This is a genomic window from Halopseudomonas sp. SMJS2, assembly GCF_029866945.1.
Taxonomy (GTDB): domain Bacteria; phylum Pseudomonadota; class Gammaproteobacteria; order Pseudomonadales; family Pseudomonadaceae; genus Halopseudomonas; species Halopseudomonas bauzanensis.
Genome location: NZ_CP123445.1, coordinates 3,502,605 through 3,521,996, shown reverse-complemented (window position 1 = coordinate 3,521,996; position 19,392 = coordinate 3,502,605). Strand labels below are relative to the sequence as shown.

Here is a 19,392-nt window from a genome sequence, read left to right as displayed (position 1 = left end):
GGAGGGCCGTAAGATGAGCGCCAAGAAACTACTGCTGCTGGCCGGTGACTTCACCGAGGATTATGAAACCATGGTGCCGTTCCAGGCACTGACCATGCTGGGTTATCAGGTGGACGCGGTATGCCCCGATAAGAAAGCGGGTGACACTGTGCGTACCGCCATTCATGACTTTGAAGGTGACCAGACCTATACGGAAAAGCCTGGGCATAACTTCGCGTTGACCTATGATTTCGACAAGGTAAAAGTCGAGGACTATGTCGGCCTGGTGATACCCGGCGGCAGGGCGCCAGAGTATCTGCGACTGAACCAGCGTGTAATCGACATTGTGCAGCAGTTCGACAAGGCCCAGAAGCCCATCGCCGCGGTATGCCATGGCGCGCAGCTGCTCGCAGCGGCAGGCGTGCTGCAGGGCCGGGAATGCAGTGCTTATCCAGCCTGCGGCCCAGACGTGAAACTGGCCGGCGGCACCTATATGGATATTCCGGTGGATCAGGCACACGTTCAGGGCAATCTGGTCACCGCCCCTGCCTGGCCAGCGCATCCCGCTTGGCTAGCCGCCTTCGTCAAACTGCTGGGCGCCCAGATAACTCTTTAAACCAAGTGGTGACAGCACCTGCCGCAGCGCGAGGCGCGGCAGATGCCCTTGTCGGTGATGCGAACCGTATCTGGCTAAGGGCGGCGAGCCGCAGCAATGATCAGGGTGCCAGGGGCAGCTGGCGCTTGTGCTCTGTCATGTCATACCGCTCGATGATCTTGCTGGCGACCGCATCATCAACGGTGCCTCCCAACAGGAAGGCATCGATCTGCTCATAGCTCAGCCCGTAGGCATCCTCATCCGGCTTGCCGGGCTGCAGCTCTTCGAGATCAGCAGTGGGTATCTTGCCGACCAACCCGGCCGGCGCACCCAGATCCGCAGCAATACGTCGTACCTGGCTCTTGACCAGTCCCGTTAGCGGAGCCAGATCACAGGCCCCGTCGCCAAACTTGGTGAAAAAGCCCATCACCGCTTCGGCTGCATGATCGGTACCGACCACCAGACCGTTAACGAAATTGGCCAGGGTATATTGCGCGACCATGCGGGTACGGGCCTTGACGTTGCCCTTGGCGAAATCGCGCTTGGCCGCTTCCGCGGGCTCGTCGGCAAAGTCGGTCATCATCGCATCCACCGAACCCTTGATATCCACCGTGCGAACCTGGTCCGGCTTGATGAAATCCAGCGCCGCCTGTGCATCATGTTCATCAAACTGCACACCATAGGGCAGGCGCATGGCATAGAAGGTCGCTTCATAGCCTTCCTGCCGCAGAGATTCGACAGCCAACTGGCACAATCTGCCCGCCGTGGTTGAATCCACGCCACCACTGATCCCCAACACCAGCGCCCGCGTACCGGAGCTACGAACCGTATTCTTGATGAAACCGATACGCCGCTCGATCTCCTGCTTGAGTTCAGCGGCTCCCTTGAGGTTCGGATTGACCTGCAACGCACTGCGAATATCGGCGGCCCGGGTTGATGCGGTGGTCATGCTTGTCTCCTTGGAATTCGGTACCGAAATGCTTAACGATCTAATAGTTCGACACGATAAACGAGGTTAGTGCTAACACCAAGATGGATCATCTGCTCGGCAACAACTATAGGTAGCATTCTGAGCAGCAGGGTTACCTGGCGCTTGCCAGAACCCATCATCATCCGGGGCTCATCAAGGCGTTTGGTCCATTGATGCCCGCATTGATGGTTCAGGAACAGAAACACGCGGTTGGTCTGCACAGCGCTGCTGCGCTCAGAGCCAGTTTATTTTGGAGGACATAGTCACACTCATGGTGTCACTTTCCCACAAAAAATAACTGCGCTAAACGCTGTACGAGTCGCCTGAGCGATGAACTGAGCTGTGGCGGTATGACGCCATCCCTGATGGCACGAAGCATAAAGCAGCGTGTCGGGTGTGTCCAAGACTCGGACTGCGGGACGCAGCGGTGGTCTTTATTGTAAGGAAGGTCTACTTTAAATACAGGCAGTAGGCCACTCTCAGGAGCTCATGGATGGCGCGTAGACGTACTTCAACTTTCGATGATCTGGTAATAATCTTTCCCGCTTGCCTTGGTGGGTCAGTCTGGGGATCGGTTTTTTCGCCTGGCTGATTCTGAACCCCATAGCCAACAGTCCTGTAGTTGTTCCCGCTGACGTCAAGCCCGGAGACATGTCGAGCGTGATGCTCAGCCAGCTGTGGCGCACCTCCGCCATGATTGGGCGATACCTCATTCCGCTTGTATGTCTGTTCGGCGTGATTGGTTCTATTGCCGGGCGTCAGCGTCGTAAAACACTGCTTAAAGACGTCAAAGCTGCCACCCAACCCGGCAAAACTATAGATGGCCTCAGTTGGCAGCAATTCGAACAACTGATCGGTGAAGGGTTTCGAGGTCAGGGTTACAGCGTCACCGAAACCGGCGGCAGCGGCCCAGACGGTGGCGTAGACCTGATCCTGCGCAAGGGTGGAGAAAAGTCTTTGGTGCAGTGCAAACACTGGCGCTCACTGAAGGTTGGTGTGCCGGTGGTGCGTGAGTTCTTCGGCGCGATGGCGGCAGAAGGGGCTGCAGGGGGATTCGTCGTCACTTCCGGCCAGTTCACCGACGCCGCAAAAACCTTTGCTGCCGGCCGCAACATTCAACTGATCGATGGAATTCGGCTCAAACAATGGCTTGCCCAGCATCGTGCCACGCCCCCAGAGTCCAAGCCTGCGGAGTCTGACCAACCAGCCCATCAACCGATACCTGAGAACCCAACGTGCCCGGTATGCAGCAGCACGATGATCAAACGACTGGCCAAGCGCGGTGCCAATGCAGGGAACGCTTTTTGGGGGTGCTCTAAGTATCCAGGGTGCCGTGGGGTCGTGAATGTTTGATTGAGAACCAAAAAGGATAAACGCATATGGAACGGCCAGATTACGTAATTCATGGAGATGTAGCTCGCTTAATACCGGTGGCAGCAGATACCAACCGCGAGCAAAGGGGCGGCCTCGATTCTGCTTGCCGCGTTGCGTGGGGTGTATGAGTTTCGGCAGGTAATGTTTGCTTCATAGGGGCATCGAGTCAGCGCTCGGGCTCGAATGGGAGCCTGGACTGAAGTCGCATTGGAATGCAATCTAGACATACCAAAGAAAGACCGCCCAGACGGCCTGGTGCAGTTGGTAACCGGCAGCAAACAATGGTCCGCATTGATCGTAGCAAAAGTCGGTAACAATGAAGTGGGTGAGGAGCAGTTGAAGCGTTATCTGCTGCAAGCCAAGAAAAATAAGATCGATGCGGTCATCACCATCACCAACCAGTTCGTTGCTCTGCCCAATCATCACCCCGTAAAGCTCCCTAAAACGCTATTGAAAGGCGTAGAGCTCTATCATTGGTCTTGGATGTACGCTGTGACGCAGGCAACATTGCTACTGGATTCGGGTGACATCACATCACCAGATCAACGATTTATCCTCGAAGAAGTGCTGCGCTATTTCAGCCATGACTCCAGCGGTGCAACGCGGTTTGGCAGCATGAACTGTGAATGGAAGGAAGTCGTTGCCAAGGTCAAAAGCGGAGCAGTGCTGGGCAAGACCACAGGGGGGGTAGAGAACACCGTTTCAAGTTGGCACCAGGAGCAACGTGATCTATGCCTTGTCATGAGTCGCCAGCTTGGTAGACAGGTAAAGCAAAAGATCAGCAAAGCCCACCGTAATGACCCCGTTCTTCGGCTCAAGGGCGACTGTGAGCTTTTAGCCAAGGAACACAAGCTAACCTGCTGTCTGGCTATACCTGATGCTGCGGCTGATCTCGACATAACTGCAGATTTAATTAAGCGCACTATAACCTGCTCTATGCGTCTAGTCGCACCGCAAGACAAGGTACGTAGTTCGGCTCGGATTAACTGGCTGATAAAGCAAGTCAACAAGGCTAATGCAGAGGGTTTTTACGTCAAAGCCATCCGCCCAGGCCGTGCTGAAGAAACGCAAGCACCACTGGGGAAACTACTTGCGGATGGGAACGCACTTGAAACGCTTTCGACCAATGTGGTGCCGAGCGTCTTCGAAGTATTTTATATGGCTGATTTAGGCTCGCGCTTCTCCGGTGCAAAGGTATTCATCGAGGAACTCGAAAAGGCTGTACCGCATTTTTATCAGGAAGTTGGACAGAAGCTCAGAGCCTGGGTGGCGCCACCGCCGAAATTGCAGAGGCGTGATCCCGTTGAGGTAATGGCGATTGAAGATAGCGAAGCGGCGGAGCAGGCGGCTGCCGAGTCCCCCGATGCTTGAAGGCATACGTAAACTCGTTTTCAGAAGCGGAGGTACCTCTGGCGGTTCGATGACGGTAATTAATGACCTGCACCGGACTTTTGAACCAACGACCGGACGAACACCGCCGGAATCTGCATCTGCCGCGGCTAAGGGCTTATTGCGTTATCGGATGAGTTTACGGTGATAGTGAGCGATCAACTGAAGATTCATGCAGACTCATTTGCTGGGTCGGCGCTAGTGGGGATTGAGGGAAGTGAGATTGCGCTACCTGAGCGGTTTGTGCCGGGTGGGTTGGTTAGGTGGCATCGGGAGAATGTGTTTCTTGGGTGAGCGTTGGGGGGCTGCTATCGGCCGATTCTGTTGAAAAAGTCGGCCATGGTTTCTACGGCAAAAAAGTACGCGCTTAAGTTTGAAATCTTTGCTTTGAACAGAAGATTTCGGGCTCAGATTTCGCATAGCTACGCGCAAAAAAGGGGTTTTTAACGGGCAGTATGCGGGCGACCTGGAAAAACCGACTTTTTCAACAGAATCGGCCAAAAGCAGTCATTCACTACTGGCTGCTTTCGACCCGGGCGTTGGACAAAGACGGCGGTAAGCACGCCTAATTCCACCTGGCCTGCTTCAGCGAAGCCGCTTCGACCTGCACGTGCACCAGCGGGTTACGAGCAGGCATCGAGCGTAATCCGCATCGTTTAACCGTTTCTGGCTTTACGGTCCTGATCAACAGCTTTCATGAGCCAAGACGGCAGTTCGCCCACCTCCTGTTCGTAAAGGTTTTCAGGAACATCCTTCCAGAATTCAATAGTAGCCTCGGAGAATTCTTGGACCTGAGCCTCTGTCACCTGCAAATGGCTGTGGTTCAGCCATTCGATCTCCGTAGCTGGCAGGTTGAACTTCGGATTGATGGGGGCAATCAGGTATTTCGGGAAATCACGCTTTAACTCAGCAAGGGATTTTCCATCCCCATGCTTGAAGACGTTGACGACACAGCGGCATTGATTCAGGACTGCCAAGTAGCTTTGGCCCTGTATCGGCCAGCCTAGACTCACTAGTAGTTCCATTATCTTCGGAAAGTCTGCCGCCCACACCGCCTCAACTGCACGGGAACCGAGCCCCCACCGACGCAGTTCATCTGTTATCCATTTTTTGAGATTCTTTTCCCAGGCATGGAACATCCCGGCCACGACGCTGAGGCTGGTTTGCTCCCGCATTTCATCCAATTGTCGATAGAACTCGATGGCAACGCCTTCGGCTTCCTCATAGATTGCGCCTTCATCATCCCGATCAGGGTCAAAAAGCTCGCTCCGACGCTCAAGCCATGCCTCTGCTGCCTTATCGGCATCTGCATTGATGTTGTCGAACTGGCTCATTAGGTCGGGTGTTGGCTTCGTTTACGTAGAAACGGTGCTGCTGGATCAGAAACTCCCTGTATGGCTTCCACATCTGTATGCGAACCTGGGGTTTGGACATTTCTACACCTCGCTGAAAGAGTAGACGGAGTCGCTCGCCGCTTCGGTGACTAGGGATTAATGAATTCTTGGTATGCACCCGATGCGTGGGGAGTTAAAGGCGGAGGTGGCGGAGCCTTTACTGATGGTCTATTTAACCTGGCCCTTGCCTTCTCCGCCTTGCGCTGCTCGCGCTTCTGAGCTTCCTCAAACTCTCGCATAGGGTGCGTTACGAAATGCTGCTTGTAGGTCTTCAATAAGCCTACGTCTTTACTGGCCACGGCTTGAGCAAGCACGTAGTCGGCGTCACGTATCTGGATATCGAGTTTCGGGTTCTTCGCCTGCGCGACATTGACCAGTGCGAGGGTAGCTTCAGAGAGCTTGCCGCTGGTCCATAGCTCGAATCGGTGAGCGGTGCTCGCCCATTCCGTATGTGTTTTTACGAATCCCCTGATTACTGGAATGCGCCTGCTTAGCCATTTCTCTACTTCGTCATCCCCCAACGTGCTAATCGGGTGTATGCCTTTGCATTCGATAAAAACGACTTCGTGATTAGACCGTTGCGCCAAAACGTCGATCTCGGCCTCCGCTCCGATGCTGTCTTTGACGATCCGGTTCATCTCTTGGGAATACCCTAGGAATGTGGACCTTGCGATTTGGGCGACTGCGAACTCGAATAAGCTGCCACGCAACGTTGATGCGGCGCCGTCAATCCGAGAGAGGTCGTTAAAGATCTTGTCCAGGGCATCCGAATTCTGGGTGAGCTTCGCTGTGTCGGTTAGCACCGTACAGAGACTTTTCAGCGCCTGCGCCACATCGCGACCAAAAAGACTTTCGGTAGTCGCCGGTATGATGCCTTTCTCCCTGAGGAGGTCGAATGCCTCATCGGAGTACCTTTCAGCGACGAATACCTGAAGGCATTTACCCACCTTCTTGAGGCTACGCAACGTGACGCATTTGTTTACGAAGCCTGCCAGTTGATCAACGCCAACGATGCCATTGAGCGCGAGATCGCAGACAAAGAAGCCTGGTTTCAAAGTGCCCTCAATATACTCTCGCATCGGAAACAGATAGGAAGGACCGGCTAAGTCCCAATTGAACGTTCCGACCTTAGGTAATGCTTCCAGGCCCTCATCTTCTCGCGTTTCCACGGTGTCGTAGCTGACCATCCCCAAATTTCGAGACCAGTCCCTGACCGCCAGCAGTGCCACCTTTTCAGCGATGAGACGACCTTTCATCTTCGCCCAAACAGATGGCACATCTAACATTTGTTGCTGATCGCATCTCACCACGCACAGTTCCCCACCTGGTACTAACACCTCCTTCACGAGGGTCGCTTTTATCAGTCTCTCCAGCAAACTTTCTGCGGAAATGTGCTTTTTCTGAGCAACGGGCGCGCCGCAGGCGATCAGAAAATGTGCTCGAGGCATCATGTTGCCCCGAAGCTCCAAAGCCTTTAACGCCGCAAAGTATGTGCTCCTTGTCTTCTTTAAAGCTGCCATCAGCTTGTCGAAGAAATATGGAGATCCATAATCTCCCTGAAGATAAATGAAGCGTGCCCGATGCGGGAAGATGATGTGGTTGAGCCGGTTCACGCCAAGGCTGCCCCGCTCGACCCGTTTCCGGGCTGCCTCAGCATTCAATCCATACTTTGTCTCAAGCAACTTGGATAAATCGCTGCTAAGCATGGGGCCATTTTGCTTCAGGAGGTCGGTAAGAGCAGTGTTGGTCATAGTCGTTTTCGCCTTGTGTCACACAGCGCTATTTATACTCCTTGTAAACAAGGTCCGATACCTTATTGGCGCCCGTTATACGACACAGGAAAATCGGGCCTTCCAAGCAGGCAAAACCGGTTTTTTGGGAAAAATGTCACAATGAGCGAAATCACCCTGCAATTTTCGCCGTAGCCAGTCAAGCCTTGCGGATCACATGGTTTGAATCGTCCCGAGTATTCTAGACACTCATAAACCACTGGCCAGCTTCGGCGAAGCCGCTTTTGCTAAGCGGACAGGTGGTCCTGAGGGGCTGCTTCTGGCCGTCAGCCGACGGTCGCAACCGTCAGGTTTCGACCAATAGCGCTCCGTCACAACCGACATGTTTTAGTCTGAAGTGGACCTGTTACAGCCTGGCAGTCGCATTCGGATCATTTAATGGCTGTTTTTTACCTAGCCAAGTGCTAAGTATTACCTTTAAGCTGCACGCTACTCCTCTGCCTCATCTTCTATGGGAGGCAGACTATCTAGACGGGCATCTAACTGGCCCCTTAGCATCACAGCGCTTGAAATGATTATTTCAAGCTTATTTTTTCGGTCCAAAAGAGCACGCCGCTGCTTAGCATTAGGTTCAGCCCCTTTCATCAAGTCGCTCCGTTCCTCAAGCAGCTTTATCAGAATAAAATCGACGCTATCATCGAGATCTGCTTCCTTTGCGATCTCGACCCACTCTCTCGATTGATCTATCGCCGTCTCTGCAGCAGCACTCAAGCAAAAATCGATTAGAACCTTCGAAGCTTGATCTAGACTGTTAGCTAAAAGAAGCCATTGTCGAGTTTCTTCGGACTCATCGCTTTTGTCATGTGGCATACGCGTTAGCGAACTATATCGAGCGAACTGATTTTCTGGGTCAAGACTAGTAAGAGTTCTCAAAATCGGCTCGAAACCGTCCAATGGTCGCCCGTTTATCGGCAGATCGGAACGATGCGCCCAGATTGCCAAAATAGCATCGCGTACACGCACCTGCTTTTCAATACGGTCATCACCTACAGCGTCATACGCCGCGTGCATGAGCTCGGCGACATGATGCGCCATCCAGCGAGCAAGTGTATCTACGGAATTGTCGAGGTCGAGTTCGGCAACCAGTTTTTTGCCAATAGCGAGGATCGCGTTATAGCCCTCGGATTTTTCCGTCACATGTGACAACAAAGATTCTGGTGCTTTGGGGAACGTCTTGGAGTTCATCCTCACCTCTATTTCCGTATTTTATATGAAGGGATCGCCGCCTAATCTCAACCTCAACTATTAAATCCATTTCTGTTGCACTTAGCAGCTCAGTAACAAATGAACTGGACGCCTCAAGCCTTCGCCCATTCGGCTGTTCCGAGCTATTTCTTTCCGCGTAGTGCCCCCATGCCTCCGACCGCAGTATGGTTTCCAGATTAAGGGAACCCACCCAGGTTCGGCGGTCCACATCTGTGGACAATCCCATTAAATCTACGATGAAAGGAGCGGGCTCCGGCGCAGGGAATCCTATACCACCAGCCCAACGGTCACTCGCGTCTATACCGTAATCTTCAGGACTGTCGACAACCCAACCTTTTAATTGAAAGTAACCCGAGTCAATTTGTAGGTCATCACCTGCAGGAGGAATTCGGTAGTCATGCGAGTCTGTCGTAGTCTGTAGCGCACGAAGAAGTGACAGGGAAGTGCTGCGAGATACTAAGGCAGTATGAATTGAAATGGATTCGTCCCTACCTGCGTCCAAGTTGGACCAGTGCCCCCAAACAGCCACAAAACCTGCTGTGGGATGAAGCGCTCGTTCAAAGTCTTCGCTCGAAATGGATCCTAGCCATTCCGCATTGTTCTCATCAGATAGTCTGGTTGAGCGGTCCAATGGCTGGGGATCGCGTCGATCTGCCAACCACCTACCATCTGAACGTGAAATGTCGTGACGTCTAATCCAGTCAGAGAACTGATCCTCTTCCCATTCGTTCGAGCTCTTGATCATAGGTTTTTCTGCGAGAAGCCGCCCTGCCGTGATCATCATTGCATGGTAGGAAAGATAGAACTCGTAGTCATCTACCCGCGGATAAGATCCATGGCTATGGTGCGTATCTTCATATTGATACAGACGTAGCTTGCTCCTTTCGTCTTCATCCCAACGATTCGATCCCGTGCTGCCTAGATCAACGCGAATCACCTTAATTGTTTCAAGTTCCACCTCGGCTTGTGACATGCCAAAGGTTTGTCCGAGCGATGCTAACCAATGCGGACCAAAATCAATTCCGAAAAAGTACCTGTCGTTCTCCGCCAGCTTGTCTGTGTGAGATTCAACTGCTTTTCGGGAAGCTCGCCTGCTTGGAAAATCACTCTCAATCGCTTCAAACGGTGAAACATTGATAGCGTTTAGTACCCGTAGTGTCTCAGGTGGAACATCGATAAGTCCCTGCCCACTGAGTGCTAATATGGCTCTCGCTGCGAACAAGCGAATAAGCACATGAGGCTGCTCAACGCTTGCATTCTTCAGCAAATAATCCAAGTGCGGAACGAGTGCTGCACCATGATCGAGCGATGCGCGGGCTAAGGCAATCAACAGCCATTGTTGGGCATGCAAATTATAGAAAACAAACCGGCCATCACCGAATGGGACCGTTGTATTTACCAGCGCATGGTTTATCAGCCCCTCAATGAGGCGTGTACGATCCAGCGCGCAAAGCGCAACTACAACATGCGCTGCATCCCACCGTATGGCCACTACCGGCGAGGCCAGCCCTGCCCAAATGTATCCAGCTAGAGCGTCTTCCACCGCAGATGGCGGAGCAAGCCCAAGCGTCCACTGGCCGTCTCCATCCTTGTCCTCCAGGAACATGTTAAATAAATCCAAACCATACGAGAGAACATCGAGCGCCTCATCTTCAGTCAATTTGGTTGACATCATTCCAGCTAGACTAAAAAGCCTGTCTGGCCCAGCAAGCTCAGTAGACTCGCTGACTCCAACAAGAACCTCGTCGAGCAATTCCTCTTCGCAAATGCCGGCAAGGTCACTCGCTATCTGGAACGGCAATACCTCAAAGTATCGGTTCCGCTTGATCTCCATACAAAATCGGCGACAGAAGCTCTTCAGCAGCACACCGAGAGATCTGCGGATACCAAGCCTAGACCTCCATCTAGGCGGAAAAGCTTCGAGAAAACTTCGAAGGTGGTGCAGATCAAACTCACTGACGCCCTCGAACGCACTAAAAAACTCGACTTCTCTCCCCACCTGAACTCGCTCAATCGCTTTGCTAAAAAACACGTTTGAGTAAAAAGGAGAGTCACCGGCTCTGAAGCGCTGATGAGCGGTGTGGATGCCTTCCGATGTTGATAGATCACATCCAGCAAACACTGAGTCCCAATTGTGTGGGTCTACAGCATCGGTGTCCCAACTCGAAATAGAGGTTTTCTTTTCCAATAATTCCTTGGCGTTACTCGTGCTTATACGTGATTCTAACCCCGGCAAATTCACACCAGCGGACGTAGCAAGCGACTTCAGTCGCCACCACTTCGCTGCGCTCTGTGTTCTGAGCGCCATGGAGCGGTAGATAAATTGAAACGCCTTAGCTTTGTAGATTGTGTCGCCGAAAGATGAAAGCGCAGTCTCGATAAGGTTGTCTTCATCCCAGTCTGCGTCGAAGCAGAGCAAAGGCAGGACATCCGGCGGAAGTATTTCTTCTCGCTCCTGGAGCGCCGCCATTATCAGGGTTAACACCCTACCGTCGTCCCCGAAACGCCGATCACGCCACCTGCTCATAATCGCCAGCGAGGAGGAGGGACAGAGCCCAACAAGAGCATTGACAGTCGCTCGCCATGCAAAGTGTTTATCGCGCGCTACATAGTCCCAAGTGACTTCTGCACAGCGCGAAAATTTATAAGCAACTTCGGGCGAAGACCTTCGAGGACTTGCTGCGCGATTCGCCAAATCAATAAGCGCATCCCAGCGAGCCAGGTTCTCATCGCCTATCTTGCTTGCGACCTCGACAGCCTTCTCAAAGTAGGCCTCCGCTTCAGACGGGCTGATAGCAAGAATGGATCTTGCTATCTCGACGTAACCCTCGGCCTTGCTCTGGGCATCGGATCGCTCGTCACTGAGCAGCGTAAACGAGATCTCAGCCATCTCAAACGCCAAGTCCTCTGCACCATTTACGCGTGAGCAAAGTTGACTTAGCCGGTTCAGTGTCGGGGTATAGAGCTGGCGCTTCAGCGACTTTGACCAATTCAGGATTTCCTGTATTGCCTGTTTGTCAGCCCCACCAGCATCTAGAAGTGTATCGATCCAAATGGCAGCAATCTCGTTTGCCGTATAGGACTCTTCGCGGTACCTGAAGCCCTCCGCCTTTTCAGAAGCGCTTCTGGATGCCCCAATTAATTGGGGCAGCTGCGCGACCGGCACTTGGCCGAGAAACACCCGCGCCCACAAATTGAACCATGGGAGCAAAGCTCCCATGTCCTCACGAAACTCTCTGAGTTCCTGCGACTCAGAGTGCTGTTTGGTCGCCAACAGCTCCTTCTGCAGCTCTGGGGTGGCAACATCCACGAGCTCTAAGGTTTTCCCAGACAGAGCTGCACGTAACACGTATGCGCGAATGTAGATCGGACGCTCCCTCATGTAACGGGAAGAAACCCCATGTGGAGGCGTCTGTGGGAGATAGTGCTGGAGAATCGCTAGACCTACTTGATGGTCGCAAAGACCATGGAGGTAGGCAGTCTCAACCATTGCCATGACAGCGCCGAGGGCCGGTTTGGATCCGGGGTTCGAACCCTTCACTTTGATCCGCGTAGAGGATAGAAGCTTGAATCCTCGCATCACCGCTTCCTTTGGAAGGAGGTGATGGATATTTCGCGCCTCTTCCACGATGGCAAGAACGAGCCCCAGATCATTACCAGCGGCGATTACTAATTGCGCCAGCTCGGGATATCGCCCGTGCTCCAAAAAACGTCGGGCCAAGATGAGTCCGGCGCTGTAGGAAAGGTCACGAGGCCTCCATCTCCTAAGGCTGCGCGCAGCTTCTTTAGCGCCTTGGATATTGAGTGTAGCCATAGCCGTCACAGCACGATCTTCGTGAGATACGTCCTCTCGAGCTCGCTCCTCTGGCGCCAACTTGTTCCAGTTCTGAAGCCACTCTTCTGCCATACGAAGCCGACTGCGAGCTTCGCCAATTAGCTCTGGATGCCCTGAAAGAACTGCGGACTCATAGACGTGATGAGAGCCAACCCAACCGGAACCAAATGTTCGGCGCGAGACGAGCTCTTGAACACCATTTTTATCCATGAATGCCGATGCTAGGTCGGCGTTATCCTGCAAAAGCCTGCGCTGTCGATCATTCCCAGCACTTTCGCCGCCAGCCTTGAGCGCAAGCTTGGCAGCATCTGAGTAGCGCTTGAGCCGCAAGCTAGCTTTAAATGCAAACTGAAGGCGTTGAAGTTCGACATCTCGCCGCTCTACCGGATTAGTATCGGGGAGCCCTTCGGAAGTAAGCGCAAGTTCAACCAGCTCAGAAAAATGGCCGGCTTCTAGCATCAATTGAGGCAACGCAGATGCCACATACACGTTGCCGGAGCTCAGCGCTTTTAAGCGCGTTATGAATCCCCCAATGTTATCGGCATCCGGCCGAAATCTCTTCCGAAACCAAGACTCTGCGGGCTCATCGTAAAATTGGATCGTATCCCCATTGACGAGGAGAGGACGTCCAAGATCCAGCGCGAAACTCGTAATCGCTGCTGGACTCACGTTGGACATTGATGCCAATACGGAAATCGGTATCAAAGGACGAAGTGCAGCGAGTCCCGCACAAATCAAATCAATTTGTGTGTGTGCCAATGGTCCAGCTGCATCTCGCAGTACGGCGATAGACCTTTCCAACATATCGTGGATCGTGCCCTCCACAGTTGTTGGGTTCGGCCCAAGAATGCGAAGAGTTTCAGGAAGAGAAGCCTCACTAGATAGCGCCAACGCTTGGACGCGGGGATTGTGCGAACTGAGCCGATGAAACTCATCAACATCGCGCTCGCTAGCATTCGGAAAATGTCGGCGCAAATGATCCTCCGTCTCGGCCCGAGTGAACGGACTCAACTCAAGCGACAACGAGCCTGGGGGAGGATCAAGCAGCGACTGTCGATAAGGACGACAAAGCGCGACGACATTTGCTCCTTCGGGCAATTTTTCGCGCAAAAGATCACGTACGAAGGAACGAGCCTCACCTATTTCCTCCGCTGCCATCTGCGCATTGTCCGCAGCATCCACCACGATACAAAGTACCGCGCTGGAATTTCGCGCACGCAACACAGCGATGGCTTGTGAAAGGCGATGAATGAACGCGCGCATGTAAGCTGATGCGTCGGCGTTTTGACTAGGAATGAGCGGGTGACAGAGTGCAAGGTTTGAGAGTTCGTTTACGATCTGAACCAAAGCCGTACGGTGGCGGTGGCGATATCCCGTCGCACTTCTGTATTGGCCGTTTCCGAAGCAGTCATAAAGGATGCTCACTGAATCAGAAGGTAAGCAGAGACCTATACGTGTAGAGAAAATCGACTTCCCAACGCCAGCGTCGGCATGAATGATCACTGGTCTCCCGGCCGCGCCAAGAATCGAGCTAATGAGTTCCGATTCTTGCGCACGAGGAAGAGCGTCGCTGATCTGCTGAATTAAACACGGTGCCGGGAATAGGTCGTTTTCGCTTGTCTGTAAGGCGCGAAGCACGTCGATTTTGCTTATTTTCGGATTGTCCGCATTTTCAGAAAGCGCTTTGCGTGAGACAAGCTCTTTGAGGCGCATCGGCGCATCAACGTCGAGACCCGGCAGGTATCCGGAGACTTCTTGAGAGAGGATGTTTCGCTGGTGCCAGTAATTGTCTTCACGCCCTTCAAGCTTGAGCATTGAACAAAAAGTCGCTAGCTCAAGACCGTCAAGAGAAGTGAATTTCTCTAGCTTAGTGAGGTTACCCGGATGACGAGGCTCCCGTTGCGCCGCCGCATCCTCAATCGCCTCGGTAAAATCCTTGCTGATCGGACGATTGGTTACAAACCAAAACTCCAGCTTTTGTGGGAGCGGTTCATTAGGGAGCTCCTGGCAAAGGTTTACATAGCGCTTGGCAAACCCTTTTATCGTTTTCTCTAATCCGCTCGGAGACCATGCCTCATGCTCGTGCAGCGTCGAATGTTTCAGCTGCATGTATCGAACAAGTGTTGCCTGCTCGATGGTTGCGCTACCAAAGTACTCCGCTATATCAATTATCTCTTCACCAGCCTCAACAGGGCCGGCATCTTGGAGCTCATCGGTCGACGCTCCTTCGATGGTGATTGCCACCAGCCCATGATGCGGCGTTAGCAGTTTAAGCGAGCGCCGAGCCGCCCATAGATAATGAAACTGATCACCATCACGACTTGCGCGAACGAGCATGCTGTCGGACATTCAAACCCTTCCTTGAATCGGAGCGCGGTACGCATCTGGATCAGGTTTGATCCAAGGCGCCGATCCTCCGTTTTGCCATACCGGGGCAGTAGGCACAAGTAGACAATCATCGCTCGACCTAGGTGCTGCCGCTTCAACTATTATGTTGCGAGAGCTAACTCGGTGCATTTTTGATAAGTGTCGGTTCAGGCCTACCAGCATTGAATGTAGAGGCATAAATGTAGTCAATCGCCCAGTTGCTCGGCATGCATCCGCGCACGTTGCAGCGTCGCCTGTTGGCCGAGGGCCTGAGTTTCAAGCCGTTGGTACTGGAAGTGAAAATGCAGCTCGCCAGGTGGCACCTCCATGCCTCTGCCATGGACCTCACACGCTTGGCGGATGCCCTGTGCTACAACGACCTGGCGGCCTTCTCCCGTGCGTTCAAAAACCACCACGGCGTGGCACCCTCGTTGTGGCGTGAGCAGCACCGAGTCACCGCCGGGTCCTCTTCCCACGAGGTATGCATCGAGCATTGACCAGACGACTCTTCTTTATCCCCAACCGGACTGTCGGGACAGGCCACTTCCGGTCGATACCGGCCCCACCGTTTATCCAAGAAACACATTCTCCCGATGCCACCTAAACAACCCACCATCAGGTATAAATCGCTCAGGCAACACAATCTCGCTCCCCTCAATCCCCACCAGCGTTGATCGAGCAAACAAATCAGTTCGATCCTTCAATTGATCGTTTACCATCACCGTACAGAAAAGGGGGCAGGTACATTTATGACAAAGTAGAAGAGTGCACCGCCAAATAGGAGTATCCCGCCGACGCCCCGCTGGACTCGGGAACGTGTTATTGCCTGCTGTATAGTCATCTGGTTTCCTTGTAACGCACCTTGAGTGATTGGGGCGACTCAGACCCCACTTGCGCTAATAACACTCAACAACCTCCCAACCTGAACCAAAACGCCTCGGCAGACGGACTAATCGGCGCAGTCGGCCGAGTGAGATGAATCTCCAGCGGGATATCCCAGCTATCGTCGAGCGCCCTGACCAGTCGTCCATCTGCCACTTCCTGTTCGGTGAGGCTCGCAGGTAACCACGCAACCCCCTTGCCCTCCAAAGCCATGGACATTAACACCGCTGCCAAATGGCTACTGAACCGTGGTTTCAGGTGAAGGTAATCCGCTTTGCCATGGAGCCGGTGAGCAACGATGCGGCCTAGTCCCGACTCATGGGTGTAAGCAAGGTAAGGCAAGGCCGCTGGTGATGTGCCGAAGTTGGCCGAAACGCACGCCAGCGGAACAAGCACATCTTCACCCACCTTCTTGCTGGTGAACTGATCAGGTGCCAGTAATGGCGGAACATCGGGGTGGCGGTGGGAGAGCATGAACTGAATCTGGCCGTGTATCAGCATCTGCTCACAAACAGCCATGCTGTCTGAATGCAGTTGTACCGCCTCGATTGGCGCCCCGTTTTCGGTGTTCCTGAGCCAGCTCGGGAAAAATGTAAACGACAGGGAGTGTGTCGCTGCAAAGTTCAGTGTTCTAGCGGTCATACCCGCTACTTCCTGAGCTTCAGTACGCATCCGATACAGGCGTCTCGCAGCCTCCTGAGCGCTTGGCAGAATCTGTCTTCCCGCTTCGGTCAGCGTCGCACCTTGATGAGTCCGGATGAACAGTTGTACCCCCATCCAATTCTCCAGGGAGCGCACTCTACGGCTAAATGCAGGCTGAGTTACGTGCCGTGCTTCAGCGGCGCGAACAAAACTGCCGTACTCCGCAAGGGCGGATAAGTCTTCTAGCCATACGAGTTCCACTGGCCATGCCTCCTGTGCATAGGGTGAAGCATTAATAGCATTGGGCAGGCTTCATCGCAAAGAATACTGTTGGGCCATCTACAACAGAGGAGCCCAGCATGCGCATCGTCGACATCCGTGAAAAAACAGTTTCCATTGCCTCGCCCATTGCCAACGCCTACATCGACTTCTCCAAGATGACCTGTTCGGTTGTCGCTGTTGTCACCGATGTGATCCGCGATGGCAAGCCTGTCATTGGTTACGGTTTCAACTCCAATGGCCGCTATGGGCAAGGCGCCCTCATGCGCGACCGTTTCCTGGCGCGTATCGCGGAAGCTGATCCAGAAACGCTCATCGATCATGAGAACAACAACCTGGACCCGTTCGCCATCTGGAAAACCCTGATGACCAACGAAAAGCCAGGTGGACATGGCGAGCGCTCTGTCGCAGTGGGCACCATCGACATGGCTGTATGGGATGCCGTGGCCAAAATTGCAGGCAAGCCCCTGTATCGTCTGTTGGCTGACCGTTACCGTAATGGCGTGGCCGATGACAAGGTCTGGGTCTACGCAGCGGGCGGCTACTACTACCCAGGCAAAGACCAATCCAAACTCAAGGCGGAAATGCAGAGCTATCTGGATCGTGGTTACGACGTCGTCAAAATGAAAATTGGTGCGGTGCCCCTGGATGAAGATATCCGTCGCATCGAAGCGGTACTTGAAGTGGTTGGTGACGGTCGTCGCCTCGCCGTCGATGCCAATGGCCGTTTCGACCTGCAGACAGGCATTGCCTACGCTGAGGCCATCAAAAAGTACAACCTGTTCTGGTACGAAGAGGTTGGCGACCCATTGGACTACGCACTGCAGGCCGAACTGGCGAATCACTATGAACTGCCGATGGCTACCGGCGAGAACCTGTTCTCCCACCAGGATGCTCGCAACTTGCTGCGCCACGGCGGTATGCGCCCCGATCGCGACTACCTACAGTTCGACTGTGCCTTGTCCTACGGCCTCGTGGAGTACATGCGCACCTTGAAGGTGATGGAAGAGATGGGTTGGTCGTCCCGTCGCGTAGTCCCCCACGGCGGTCACCAGATGTCCCTGAACATCGCAGCAGGTCTGCACCTGGGGGGTAACGAGTCGTACCCGGATGTATTCCAGCCCTTCGGCGGCTTCGCTGACGGCATCCGTGTAGAGAACAGCTATGTCGGCTTACCTGATATCCCCGGCGTCGGCTTCGAAGCCAAGTCCGCCTTGTATGCCGTCATGCGTGAGTTGGGCGAAGGCTGATCAGCTTCTGGCTGCGGTCATCTTGAAGGGGGCCGCAGCCCCAGGCGCGCAGATCGTTCAAAATTGTGCGTGGATTCAATATGAAAGATCGGCTATTACCCGCTGTACTTCCTTGAGCGCCACCTGAAGCACATCCAGCCCGACTGAGCCGAGCGCCAAGCGTATCGCATGGGGTACATGCTCGGACACGGCGAACGGCTCAGCCGTGGATACGGAGATATTGGAGCGCAACAGCGCCATGGCTACCTGATCGGCTCGTACCTCTTCCGGCATGGGCAGCCAGAGGAAATAGGACGCCGGATGGCCGAGATACTGAAGGCCGCTGAGCACCTTTCGGGCCAGCGCTTGCCGGCTCATTGCGTCGCGGCGCTTCTCCGTTTCCAGGCGCGCAACGGTCCCATCTTCGATCCATCCACAGGCAATGGCTGTCATGACGCCCGGCGTGTTCCAGGTGGTAGCCCTGATGGCGCGCTCGATCATGGGTACCCAGTGCGTAGGCGCGGTGACAAATCCGACACGAAGCCCGGTCGCCATGCTCTTGGAAAGCCCTGAGACGTATACCGTTATCTCTGGCGCAAGGAATGCCAGCGGAGCAGGCGGGTCTTCAGCAAGGAACGCATAGGCTGCATCCTCGATAATCAGCAGCCCGTGCTTGCGGGCAATCGAGACCAATTGCTCTCGCTGTTGCAGGCTCATCACCCAACCCAGCGGATTGTGCAGCGTTGGCATAGCGTACACGGCGCGCACACGTCTGCTCCGGCACAGGCGCTCCAGTGCGTCCAGATCAGGCCCCTGGTCTGACGCGGGAATGGGGGCCAGCTCCAATCGATGCGCCTCAGCGAGGACCTTGAACCCGGGATAGGTCAGCGTATCCACCGCGACCACATCACCCGGCTGCAGCAATGCCATGACCGTAGCGGCCAGACCATGCTGTGCCCCACTCACGATCAACACTTCACTGGCTTCAACCGACAGACCACGGCATGCCAGGTGGCGCGCCACAATGGCTCGTTCATGCTGGCGACCTGCATGGGGCTGGTAACGCAGCAGTGCCTCCAGATCGCCCGCAGATGCCAGTTGGCGCAGAGCCCCTCGCAGTAACTCTGCATGACCAGGGAGCGAAGGGTGATTGAAGTTGAGATCAGCCATGCCCGCAGCCGTCACCGGCTGGTCAATACCTAGACCGGGGGGCAGCGCTGTTTCTCTGACGAAGGTACCACGGCCGGTTTCCCCGCTGACCAAGCCCATCGCCTCCAACTCGGCATAGACCCGCGAAGCCGTGACCAGGGCAACCCCTTCCCTGGCCGCAAGCTGTCGATGGGTAGGCAAACGCGTGCCGGGTGACAAGGCGCCTGAACGGATATCGGCAGCGAAAGCATCCACCAGGTGTTTGTAGCGGGCGCGGGGCATATGGAAATGTATCCATGACAATAATTTGAT

At 54.1% G+C, this 19,392-nt stretch carries 12 protein-coding genes and 1 pseudogene; 5 read left to right on the top strand and 8 right to left on the bottom strand.

Features of this window, described 5'->3' with window-relative positions; translation table 11 throughout:
- The first annotated feature begins 13 nt into the window (after nucleotides 1-13).
- Nucleotides 14-595 carry a DJ-1/PfpI family protein gene (locus QAO71_RS16460; RefSeq protein ID WP_280164929.1) on the top strand — a complete coding sequence of 194 codons (582 nt, stop codon included), beginning with the start codon at nucleotides 14-16 and terminating at the stop codon, nucleotides 593-595.
- A 100-nt stretch (nucleotides 596-695) separates the two neighbouring features.
- On the opposite strand, the gene nadE is transcribed toward QAO71_RS16460, so the two are convergent.
- Nucleotides 696-1,523: an ammonia-dependent NAD(+) synthetase gene (gene nadE / locus QAO71_RS16455; RefSeq protein ID WP_280164928.1), complete on the bottom strand. Its 828-nt coding sequence runs from the start codon at nucleotides 1,521-1,523 to the stop codon at nucleotides 696-698.
- Nucleotides 1,524-1,657: 134 nt separating this feature from the next.
- Nucleotides 1,658-1,780: pseudogene (locus QAO71_RS16450) on the bottom strand (type IV toxin-antitoxin system AbiEi family antitoxin domain-containing protein); the annotation flags it as partial.
- Nucleotides 1,781-2,207: 427 nt separating this feature from the next.
- Between QAO71_RS16450 and QAO71_RS16445 the strand changes: the two are divergent.
- The gene (locus QAO71_RS16445) at nucleotides 2,208-2,897 is read left to right on the top strand and encodes a restriction endonuclease (protein WP_280165700.1); all 690 of its coding nucleotides are present in this window, start codon (nucleotides 2,208-2,210) and stop codon (nucleotides 2,895-2,897) included.
- Nucleotides 2,898-3,125: 228 nt separating this feature from the next.
- The gene (locus QAO71_RS16440; RefSeq protein WP_280164927.1) at nucleotides 3,126-4,289 is read left to right on the top strand and encodes a hypothetical protein; all 1,164 of its coding nucleotides are present in this window, start codon (nucleotides 3,126-3,128) and stop codon (nucleotides 4,287-4,289) included.
- Between the two features lie 674 nt (nucleotides 4,290-4,963).
- Here QAO71_RS16440 and QAO71_RS16435 read toward each other — a convergent pair.
- The 4 genes from QAO71_RS16435 to avs3a form a co-directional block, all read right to left on the bottom strand.
- A complete protein-coding gene (locus QAO71_RS16435; protein WP_280164926.1) occupies nucleotides 4,964-5,641 on the bottom strand; it encodes a hypothetical protein in 678 nt (225 codons plus the stop codon).
- Between the two features lie 149 nt (nucleotides 5,642-5,790).
- A complete protein-coding gene (locus QAO71_RS16430; RefSeq protein ID WP_280164925.1) occupies nucleotides 5,791-7,452 on the bottom strand; it encodes a hypothetical protein in 1,662 nt (553 codons plus the stop codon).
- 468 nt (nucleotides 7,453-7,920) lie between these two features.
- A complete protein-coding gene (avs3b, locus tag QAO71_RS16425; RefSeq protein ID WP_280164924.1) occupies nucleotides 7,921-8,676 on the bottom strand; it encodes an AVAST type 3 anti-phage proein Avs3b in 756 nt (251 codons plus the stop codon).
- Complete coding sequence (gene avs3a / locus QAO71_RS16420; RefSeq protein WP_280164923.1) at nucleotides 8,603-14,881, bottom strand: AVAST type 3 anti-phage nuclease/ATPase Avs3a; 6,279 nt, start codon at nucleotides 14,879-14,881, stop codon at nucleotides 8,603-8,605. The genes avs3b and avs3a overlap by 74 nt, the downstream gene beginning before the upstream one ends.
- A gap of 236 nt (nucleotides 14,882-15,117) precedes the next feature.
- Between avs3a and QAO71_RS16415 the strand changes: the two genes are divergently transcribed.
- Nucleotides 15,118-15,396, top strand: coding sequence for a helix-turn-helix domain-containing protein (locus QAO71_RS16415; RefSeq protein ID WP_280164922.1), 279 nt, complete (start codon nucleotides 15,118-15,120; stop codon nucleotides 15,394-15,396).
- 409 nt (nucleotides 15,397-15,805) lie between these two features.
- Here the strand turns inward: QAO71_RS16415 and QAO71_RS16410 are convergent, their stop codons facing one another.
- Entirely contained in the window at nucleotides 15,806-16,684 is an 879-nt protein-coding gene (locus tag QAO71_RS16410) for a LysR substrate-binding domain-containing protein (RefSeq protein WP_280164921.1), read from the bottom strand.
- 98 nt (nucleotides 16,685-16,782) lie between these two features.
- On the opposite strand from QAO71_RS16410, the gene QAO71_RS16405 reads away from it, so the two are divergent.
- Nucleotides 16,783-17,952 (top strand): mandelate racemase/muconate lactonizing enzyme family protein, encoded by a 1,170-nt coding sequence (locus QAO71_RS16405; RefSeq protein ID WP_280164920.1) that lies wholly within the window; start codon nucleotides 16,783-16,785, stop codon nucleotides 17,950-17,952.
- Between the two features lie 75 nt (nucleotides 17,953-18,027).
- Here the strand turns inward: QAO71_RS16405 and QAO71_RS16400 are convergent, their stop codons facing one another.
- Nucleotides 18,028-19,362, bottom strand: a complete 1,335-nt coding sequence (locus tag QAO71_RS16400; RefSeq protein ID WP_280164919.1) for a PLP-dependent aminotransferase family protein — start codon at nucleotides 19,360-19,362, stop codon at nucleotides 18,028-18,030.
- Nucleotides 19,363-19,392: the final 30 nt, after the last annotated feature.

Excerpts from the sequence above, each read along its gene's own strand:
- QAO71_RS16460 (WP_280164929.1), top strand. The coding sequence starts at position 14 with ATGAGCGCCAAGAAACTACTGCTGCTGGCCGGTGACTTCACCGAGGAT.
- nadE (WP_280164928.1), bottom strand. The coding sequence starts at position 1,523 with ATGACCACCGCATCAACCCGGGCCGCCGATATTCGCAGTGCGTTGCAG.
- QAO71_RS16445 (WP_280165700.1), top strand. The coding sequence starts at position 2,208 with ATGCTCAGCCAGCTGTGGCGCACCTCCGCCATGATTGGGCGATACCTC.
- QAO71_RS16435 (WP_280164926.1), bottom strand. The coding sequence starts at position 5,641 with ATGAGCCAGTTCGACAACATCAATGCAGATGCCGATAAGGCAGCAGAG.
- QAO71_RS16430 (WP_280164925.1), bottom strand. The coding sequence starts at position 7,452 with ATGACCAACACTGCTCTTACCGACCTCCTGAAGCAAAATGGCCCCATG.
- avs3b (WP_280164924.1), bottom strand. The coding sequence starts at position 8,676 with ATGAACTCCAAGACGTTCCCCAAAGCACCAGAATCTTTGTTGTCACAT.
- avs3a (WP_280164923.1), bottom strand. The coding sequence starts at position 14,881 with ATGTCCGACAGCATGCTCGTTCGCGCAAGTCGTGATGGTGATCAGTTT.
- QAO71_RS16405 (WP_280164920.1), top strand. The coding sequence starts at position 16,783 with ATGCGCATCGTCGACATCCGTGAAAAAACAGTTTCCATTGCCTCGCCC.
- QAO71_RS16400 (WP_280164919.1), bottom strand. The coding sequence starts at position 19,362 with ATGCCCCGCGCCCGCTACAAACACCTGGTGGATGCTTTCGCTGCCGAT.